A 9382-nucleotide genomic window follows, 5' to 3' on the forward strand; every position below is an offset into this window, starting at 1 on the left:
CAAATCCCAACCCCGCGTCAACTCATCCAAATACACCGCACCCCACCCCTTCGCCCCCACAACCCGCCCCACACAACCCACACCCACACCATCGATGGGGTCGACATCGAGCACGCCTGCCGCGTGGACGATGCCGTCGACACGATGGGCGTCGAGGAGCGCGGCGACCTGCTCGCGCCGGGCCATGTCGCAGGCGACGACGTCAACGCGTTCCGCGCCCGCCGCCCGTAGCCGGGCGACGATGTCGTCCACCCCTTGGGCGTCCGGGCCGCCGCGGCTCGCCAGCACGATCTCCTTCGTGCCGCGGTCCGCGAACCATTCGGCGACACGCGCCCCGAGTGCGCCGGTTCCCCCGGTCACGAGGAGGCGTCGCGGCGGCGGGTTGTCATGGCTCCCCGAGGAGAGCGGTGCGGTGAGGGGCGCCGAGGCCGGACGCAGTCGGCGAGCATGGACCCGCTTCCCGCTCACGGTCACCTGGTCCTCGCTCCGGTGGGACAACACCGAGGCGAGAGAGGCGAGTTCGTCGTCGGCCGGCGTCTGAGCCAGATCGACGAGTCCGCCCCAGCGGTCCGGGTGCTCCAGCGCGGCGACGCGGCCGAACCCCCACACCGCGGCCTGAGCCGGGTCGTCCAGTGTGCGGCCGGGGCCGAACCCCGCCTGGGTGACGAGCCACAACGGAGCGGACACTCCCGTGTCACCGAGAGCCTGGACCACCGCCATCGCGTTCACCACACCGGAGTCCAGTTCCGGATCGGCACGGTCGTCGCCGGGCTGGGGAAGGGAAAGACAGGAGAGCACACCATCCAGGTCGGAAACGCCGACGGCGGACTCCAGCAGCACGGCGAGTCCCTTCCTGTCCTGCGCGTCGCAAGTGAGGCGCTCCAGGCCCGGAATGAACCGCTCAAGCCCCTGGAGAGGGACAGTCCCGGGTGCTTGCAGCAACAGCCAACGCCCGTCCAGAAGTGTCCTGGGCGGTAGGTCCACCGGCTCCCATTCGACGCTGTACCGCCAGCCCTCGACCTCGGCCCGCTCACCCTGTTCCCGGCGCAGCTCCGTCAGCGCGGGCAGAACCGCGCTCAGCGCTTCCTCAGGCACACCGAGGGTTCCCGCCAACTCCGCCCCCTCCTGTTCGATCATCGACCAGAAGGACGCGTCACCACCCGAGAGCGGGTCCGCCGACGCCACCGTGTGCCCAGTCACCTCGGGCCAGAACCGCTCGTGCTGGAACGGGTAGGTCGGAAGGTCGACGGGCTCGACACCCACACCGCCACCCAGTCCACCCAGCACACCCAGTACGGCGGCCCAGTCGATCTCTGCGCCGTCGACGTGGAGGTGTGCCAGTGCGCGCAGCAGCGCCAGATGCTCTGAACCGTCCTTGCGGAGCACCGGCACGTACAGCGCGTCGTCCGGTGCGCTGTTCTGCGCGAGCGCGGTGAGCGTGCCGTCCGGACCGATCTCCAGGAAACGCGTCACACCCGCAGCGGCGAGCGCGCTGACGCCGTCGGCGAAACGGACCGCCTCACGGACATGCCGCACCCAGTACTCGGCCGATCCCAACTCGCCCTCGGCGGCCAGCTGTCCAGTCATGTTGGAGATGAGCGGGATCGACGGGGTGCCGTAGGTGATGGCCTCTACGACCTGGCGGAACTCGGCCAGCATCGGTTCCATCAACGGCGAGTGGAAAGCATGCGAGACCCGCAGCATGCTCGTCCGCCGACCCCGCGCCGCGAGTTCATCCGCGATCTCCGTGACAGCGGACTCAACTCCCGCAATCACCACCGCACTCGGCCCGTTGACCGCAGCGATCGACACCTCATCCGCGCGGCCCTCAAGGAGCGGGACGACCTCGTCCTCGGCGGCCTCGACCGCCACCATCACACCGCCAGACGGCAGTTGCTGCATCAAACGACCACGCGCCACCACCAGCACGCACGCGTCCTCCAGCGACAACACCCCAGCCACATGCGCGGCAGCGATCTCACCGATGGAGTGACCGATGAGGAAGTCCGGCCGCACACCGAACGACTCGACCAACCGGAACAACGCCACCTCGATGGCGAACAGCGCGGGCTGCGCCCACTCCGTACGATTCAGCCTTTCGGCATCCTCGCCGAAGACAACCTCCCGCAACTCCCCACCCACCAGGGCGCACACGGCATCGAAGGCCTCCGCGAACACCGGGAACGCGTCATACAGCTCACGCCCCATGCCCAACCGCTGCGCACCCTGACCCGAGAACAGGAACGCGGTCCGGCCACCACGCCGGGCCTCGCCTGTGACCGTGTGCGGGCCAGGCTCACCCGCATACAGGTTCCGAAGTTCTTCGGTGAACTCCATTGCAGTGGTGGCGAGTACGACGGCACGCTGCTCAAATGTGGTGCGTCCAACGGCCAACCTGTCCGCTACGTCTGCCAGTTGGGCAGTCAGCGAGTCATCGCGCTCACTGAGTATCGCGAGCAGGCGACCTGCTTGCGCACGGAGGGCTTCTTCGGTGCGGCCGCTGACGAGCCAGGGCAGTACCGCTCCGTCAGTCGTTTCGCGGACCTCCGGCATCGGTTGCTCAGGGGCCTGTTCCAGGATGACGTGAGCGTTGGTCCCGCTCAGCCCGAACGACGACACACCAGCACGCCGGACACGATCCACCGACTCCGACTCCGACCCCGGCCACGGCTGCGCCTCCGTCAGCAGACGCACTCCGCCCGCAGTCCAGTCGACGTGCGAGGACGGCTCATCGGCATACAACGTCGCCGGCAACACACCATGCCGCAACGCCTCCACCATCTTGATCACACCAGCCACACCAGCAGCAGCCTGCGTATGACCCAGATTCGACTTCACCGACCCCAACCACAACGGCTGGCCCACCTCACGACCCTGGCCATACGTCGCGATCAGCGCCTGCGCCTCGATCGGATCACCCAACCTGGTGCCCGTGCCGTGCGCCTCCACCACATCCACGTCAGCCCCGGACAGACCGGCCGACGCCAACGCAGCACGAATCACCCGCTGCTGCGACGGCCCATTCGGCGCCGTCAAACCATTCGACGCACCATCCTGATTAACCGCAGAACCCCGCACCACCGCCAACACCCGATGCCCCTTGGCCACGGCGTCGGAGAGCCGCTCCACCAACAGAACACCGACACCCTCACCCCAACCCGTCCCGTCCGCACCCTCACCGAACGCCCGGCACCGGCCATCACCCGACAACCCACCCTGACGACCGAACTCCACAAACGCACCCGGCGTCGACATCACCGTCACACCACCAGCCAACGCGAGATCACACTCACCCGACCGCAACGCCTGAGCCGCCAGATGCAACGCCACCAGCGACGACGAACACGCCGTGTCCACCGTCACCGCCGGACCCTCAAGACCCAAAACATACGAGACACGGCCCGACACCACACTCGCCGCATTACCCGTGCCGACATAACCGCCGAAGTCACCGTCGGACAGACTCAACAGAGCCGGATAGTCCTGGCCGTTGGTCCCCACGAACACACCCGTCCGACTCCCCCGCAACGACCCCGGACCCACACCAGCCCGCTCAACCGCCTCCCACACCACCTCCAACAACAACCGCTGCTGCGGATCCATCGCCAACGCCTCACGCGGCGACACCCCAAAGAACCCCGCATCAAAACCACCCACACCCGACAAGAAACCGCCTTGTCGGACGAAGTCGTGGGTCACTCCGTCTTCATTCGCGTAACGGCCGTAGAGGCTCTCCAGGGCCGCCCAGCCGCGGTCGGTGGGGAAGTCGACGATGCCGTCACGGCCCTCAGCGAGCAGAGCCCACAGATCCTCGGGCGTCTCCACATCGCCGGGGAACCGGCACGCCATGCCCACGATCGCGATCGGCTCGTCGACTGACAGAGCCGCCGGGGCTGGGGCCGCGGCTGCTTCGTCGGAGAGTTCACCGTAGATGTGGGCTGCCAGAGCGTCCGGGGTCGGATGGTCGAAGACCGCGGTCGCGGCGAGCGTGACGCCGGAAGCGGCGGCAAGGGCGTTCCGCAGTTCCACTGCGATGAGCGAGTCCACGCCGAGGTCGCGGAAAGCCCGCTCGGGACCGACCTCTCCGGAATCGCCGTAACCCAGCATGGTGGCAGCCCGCTTCTGCACCTCGTCGAGTACGAGTCGCAGGCCGGCCTCGCGCGGCAGGCGGGCTACCCGCGACCGCAGAGTGTCCTCGGCGTCGCCGGTCCGGCCGTCTGTGCCCGGCTCGGTGGCTGCCGGAACGGCAAGAAGCGAGAGCAGGGCGCTCGGGCGAGTCGTGGTGAAGGCGGGGACGAAGTGCTTCCAGTCGGCGTCGACGACGAGTTGGGTCGTCACGTCCGAGTCCAGCGCTGCTCCGAGCGCTGACAGGGCGAGTCGGGGCTCGATCGCGATGACGGCACCCTGGCCGCGACGCCGATCACCGGTGTTCACCGCCATGCCGTCACCGGCCCAGGGCCCCCACGCGATGGAGGTCGCCGGCAGGCCCTCGGCCCGGCGCCGCACCGCGAGGGCATCGAGGGCTGCGTTGGCCGCCGCATAGGCACCCTGCCCGGGGCTTCCGAGTGTTCCGGCCAGCGAGGAGAAGAGAACGAACGCCGAGAGGGAACGGTCTCTGGTCAGTTCGTCGAGGAGACGCGCGGCCGAGTCCTTCGGGCGCATGACCCGCTGGACGCGGTCGGAGTCGGTCGCGAGCAGGGTGGCGTCATCCAGCACGCCGGCCGTGTGGAACACGGCGTCGACAGGGTGTTCCGCGAGGAACGCGGCGAGGTCGGCGCGGACGGAGACGTCCAGGGCGGTCAGTGTGACCCGCGCACCGGCTCGCTCCAGCTCGGCCCGGAGTTCGGCGGCGCCGGGCGCGGCTTCGCCGCTGCGGCTGACCAGGACCAGGTCGCGGGCACCGCGCCCCACCACCCAGCGCGCCACGTGTGCTCCCAGGGCACCGGTGCCGCCCGTGATCAGCACCGTACCGTTCGGCTCCCAACGGGCGGCATGTTGAGGGAGAGGTGCGCACCGCTTGAGCCGACGGCCGAAGACACCGTGCGGGCGAAGGGCGAGTTGGTCCTCGCCGGGCTTGAGTCGGGTCAGCGCCCGTGCGAGGCGGGCGCACGCCCGATCGTCCAGCCGTGTGGGCAGGTCGATCAACCCGCCCCAGATGTCCGGGTGTTCCAGTGCCGCAACGCGTCCCAGTCCCCAGACCGCGCTGTGCGAGGTCTGGGTCGCACGGTCAGAGCCGTCGACTGTCACGGCACTTCGGGTGAGGGCCCAGAGACGTATCCCCGGGCTTCCCGATCGGGCCAGTGCGTGGAGCGCGTTCAGTGTCCCCATGACTGGTTCGGGGGACGCGGCGAACCCGAGGAGGGAGAGCACCCCATCCGGATCCGGGCGGCCTTCGGGCCCCTCGGTCCCGACGCCGATGGAACCGATCGCCTCGACGCAGGCCTCAGGGTCATCGGCGTCCACTTCGACGATGTGCGGGGTCAGTCCCTGTTTGCGGAGACCGGAGACGAGTGCTTCCAGCATGTCGCGCGAGTCGTCGTCCAGGCCGAACGGGGTCAGCACCGTCCAGTTCCCCGTGCCGGAAGTCCCGGCCGACGGCGCCGACTCGTCGTCCCGAGTGAGCGGCCGCCAGGACACCTCGTACCGAAGCGCGTCGAGTACGGAGTGTTCCTGTTGCTGCCTGTACCACTTGGAGAGCGCCGGAACCACCGGGCCAAGCGTGTCCGGCGCAAGCCCGAGGTCCGCGGCGAGCGCCGGCAGATCCTGCCTCTCCACGGCCGCCCAGAACTCGGCGTCGACGACAGCCGACGGATGCGCCGGACTCTGCGGGCCACCGGGCAACGGCTCGTGCGGGGCGAGCCAATAGCGGCGACGTTGGAAGGGGTAGGTCGGCAAGTCGACGGGCTCGACACCCACACCGCCACCCAGTACGGCGGCCCAGTCGACCTCTCCGCCGTCGACGTGGAGCCGCGCCAGCGCCCGCAGCAGTGCCAGACGTTCCGACCCGTCCTTGCGGAGCACCGGTACGTACAGCGCGTCGTCCGGTGCGCTGTTCTGGGCGAGGGCGGTGAGGGTGCCGTCGGGGCCGATCTCCAGGAAACGGGTCACGCCCTCAGCGGCGAGCGCACTCACGCCGTCGGCGAAACGGACGGCCTCACGGACATGCCTCACCCAGTAATCGGCGGACCCCAACTCGCCCTCGACGGCCAGCTGTCCAGTCACATTCGACACGAGCGGAATCGACGGAGATCCGTAAGTGATGGCCTCTGCGACCTGGCGGAACTCGGCCAGCATCGGTTCCATCAACGGCGAGTGGAAAGCATGCGAGACCCGCAGCCTGCCAGTCCGCCGCCCCCGCGCCTTCAGCTCATCGACGACCGCGGCGACAGCAGCCTCAACACCCGCCACCACCAAAGCTCTCGGACCATTGACCGCAGCGATCGACACCGCATGAGCGCGGCCCTCAAGGAGCGGGACAACCTCGTCCTCGGACGCCTCGACCGCCACCATCACACCGCCAGAGGGCAGTTGCTGCATCAGACGACCACGCGCCACCACCAATGCACACGCGTCCTCCAGACCGAGAACCCCAGCCACATGCGCAGCAGCGATCTCACCGATCGAATGACCCATCACGAAATCGGGCCGCACACCAAACGACTCGACCAACCGGAACAACGCCACCTCAACGGCGAACAACGCAGGCTGCGCCCACTCCGTACGGCTCAACCGGTCGGCGTCGTCACCGAAGACCACATCCCGCAACTCCTCGCCCACCAGGGCACATACAGCGTCGAAAGCCTCCGCGAACACCGGGAAGGCGCCATACAACTCACGCCCCATCCCCACCCGCTGCGCACCCTGCCCCGAGAACAGAAACGCCTGAGGCGCGTCTCCTCGGTCCTTGCCGACGATGGTGTCTGTTGAAGTCGCTTCATTGGCTACGGCGTTGAGCGCCTCGCCGGGACGGGTGCCGTCCTCGGCGATGACGACGGCCCGGTGTTCGAAGTGCGTCCGCGTCGTCGCGAGGGCCAAGGCAGTCCGGTGCGGCGCGAGGTCGGAGCGCTGTTCAGCGAAGGTCGCGAGGGAACGTGCCTGATCGCGCAGGGCCTCCTGAGTCCGGCCCGAGAGCAGCCAAGCGACCGGGGCGGAGTCCGGGACGGCTGGGGCGGCTTCGGTCGGCGGTTCTGATGCCGGAGCCATTTCGAGGATGACGTGGGCGTTGGTTCCGCTGACTCCGAAGGCGGATACACCGGCCACGCGAGGGCGGCCGGTCTCGGGCCACGGTTGCTGTTCCCGCAGCAACTCCACCCCACCAGCGGACCAGTCGACGTGCGATGTCGGCTCGTCGGCATACAACGTCGCCGGCAGCACACCGTGCCGCAATGCCTCCACCATCTTGATCACACCAGCCACACCCGCAGCAGCCTGCGTATGACCCAGATTCGACTTCACCGACCCCAACCACAACGGCCGGCCCACCTCACGACCCTGGCCATACGTCGCGATCAGCGCCTGCGCCTCGATCGGATCACCCAGCCTGGTGCCCGTACCGTGCGCCTCCACCACATCCACATCGGAGGCAGACACACCCGCCGACGCCAACGCAGCACGAATCACCCGCTGCTGCGACGGCCCATTCGGCGCCGTCAGACCATTCGACGCACCATCCTGATTAACCGCAGAACCCCGCACCACCGCCAACACCCGATGCCCCTTGGCCACGGCGTCGGAGAGCCGCTCCACCAACAGAACACCGACACCCTCACCCCAACCCGTCCCGTCCGCACCCTCACCGAACGCCCGGCACCGGCCATCACCCGACAACCCACCCTGACGACCGAACTCGGCGAAGACATCAGGTGTGGCCATGACGGTGACACCGCCCGCGAGGGCGAGGTCGCACTCGCCCGACCGCAGCGCCTGGGCCGCTAGGTGCAGCGCTACCAGCGACGACGAGCACGCCGTGTCCACCGTCACGGCCGGACCCTCAAGACCCAGCACGTACGACACCCGGCCCGACACCACACTCGCCGCGTTACCGGTGAGCAGGTGCCCCTCGATGCCTTCGGGCAGGTCCTGCCCGGGCGCCGCGCCGTAGTTCTGGTTGCTGCAGCCGATGAAGACGCCGGTGCGGCTGCCACGCGCGGAGGTGGGCTCCAGGCCCGCGCGTTCGAACGCCTCCCAGGACGCCTCGAGGACCAGGCGCTGTTGCGGGTCCATGGCCAGAGCCTCGCGCGGTGACACCCCGAAGAAGCCCGCATCGAATTCGGTGGCAGTGCTGACAAATCCACCCTGGCCTCCGGCGGCCGAGGGCGCGTCAGCGCTCGCGCCCCAGCCGCGGTCGGCGGGAAACGGCGTAATGGCGTCGACGCCGTTCGCGACCAGGTCCCACAGCTGCTCCGGGCTGGTGACGTCACCGGGGTAGCGGCAGGCCATCCCGACGATGGCGATCGGTTCCGTCGCCGCCCTGGTGAGTTCGTCGTTGCGTTGACGCAAGCGCTCGTTCTCGGTCAGGGAGGCGCGCAGCGCGGCGACGACACGCTCTTCGGAGGTGGGCATGCTAACTCCACTGGTTCATGGCCCGTTCGTGGGCGGACGGGAAGACATGTGGGCGGGGCGGTTCTCAGGAGGTGGAGTCGCCCAGGGCCATTTGAACGAGCGCGTCGACGTCCATGGCGTCGATCGCTTCGGGTACGGAGCCGCCATCGCCTTGTGGCTGCTCAAGCGTGTGGTGCGTCGTGCGCCGGGTCAGGTCGGCCACGTCCGTGGCTCGTCCGTCCGCAACGCTGTCCGTACCGCTGTCCGCCAGGGAGAGCACACTTGTCAGCAGGCCGCTCTCCTGCCAGCGGGACAGGGGAATCGCGGTGAGCAGTCTGTGAAGTGACGCCTCGTCAACTCCTGACAGGGTCGGCCGCGCTCCGGGCCCGGTTCCCGTTCCGTCCGATGCGCCGAAGAGCTCATCGTGCAGATGATCGGCGAGGTGACGCGGCGTCGGGTGGTCGAAGACGAGGGTGGACGGCAGCCGTAGTCCGGTCTCCGCGTGGAGCTGGTTGCGGAGTTCGACGGCGGTGAGGGAGTCGAAACCCACGTCCTTGAAGGGCCGGTTGAGGTCCACGGCCGCGCCGGCGGAACGGCCGAGCACGATTCCGGCTCGCTCACGGACAAGTTCCCGCAGGGCGCGTAGCCGTTCCTTCTCGGGACGCTGCCCCAGGCGGGCGGTCAGAGTGGCCCGGGCTCCGTCGGTCACGTTCTCCTCGACGGCGGCGTCAGCGGTGAGTGCGGGAAGTGTGGTGAGGAGGGGGCTGGGCCGACGACTGGTGAACGCCGGAACAAACCGCTCCCACTCCACATCCGCCACCACCACCGAACCACCACACCC

2 protein-coding genes are annotated in these 9382 nt (G+C 68.8%); both read right to left on the reverse strand.

Going from position 1 to position 9382, the window contains the following annotated elements:
• Window positions 1-8562: type I polyketide synthase (locus ACIPTO_RS42720; RefSeq protein WP_401201260.1), on the reverse strand; the 8562-nt coding region annotated here is incomplete at its 3' end.
• A 64-nt stretch (window positions 8563-8626) separates the two neighbouring features.
• Window positions 8627-9382 (reverse strand): beta-ketoacyl reductase (locus tag ACIPTO_RS42725; protein WP_401201262.1); only part of this gene is annotated, 756 nt, incomplete at its 5' end.

Source organism: Streptomyces sp. NPDC090083, assembly GCF_044747445.1.
Classification (GTDB): domain Bacteria; phylum Actinomycetota; class Actinomycetes; order Streptomycetales; family Streptomycetaceae; genus Streptomyces.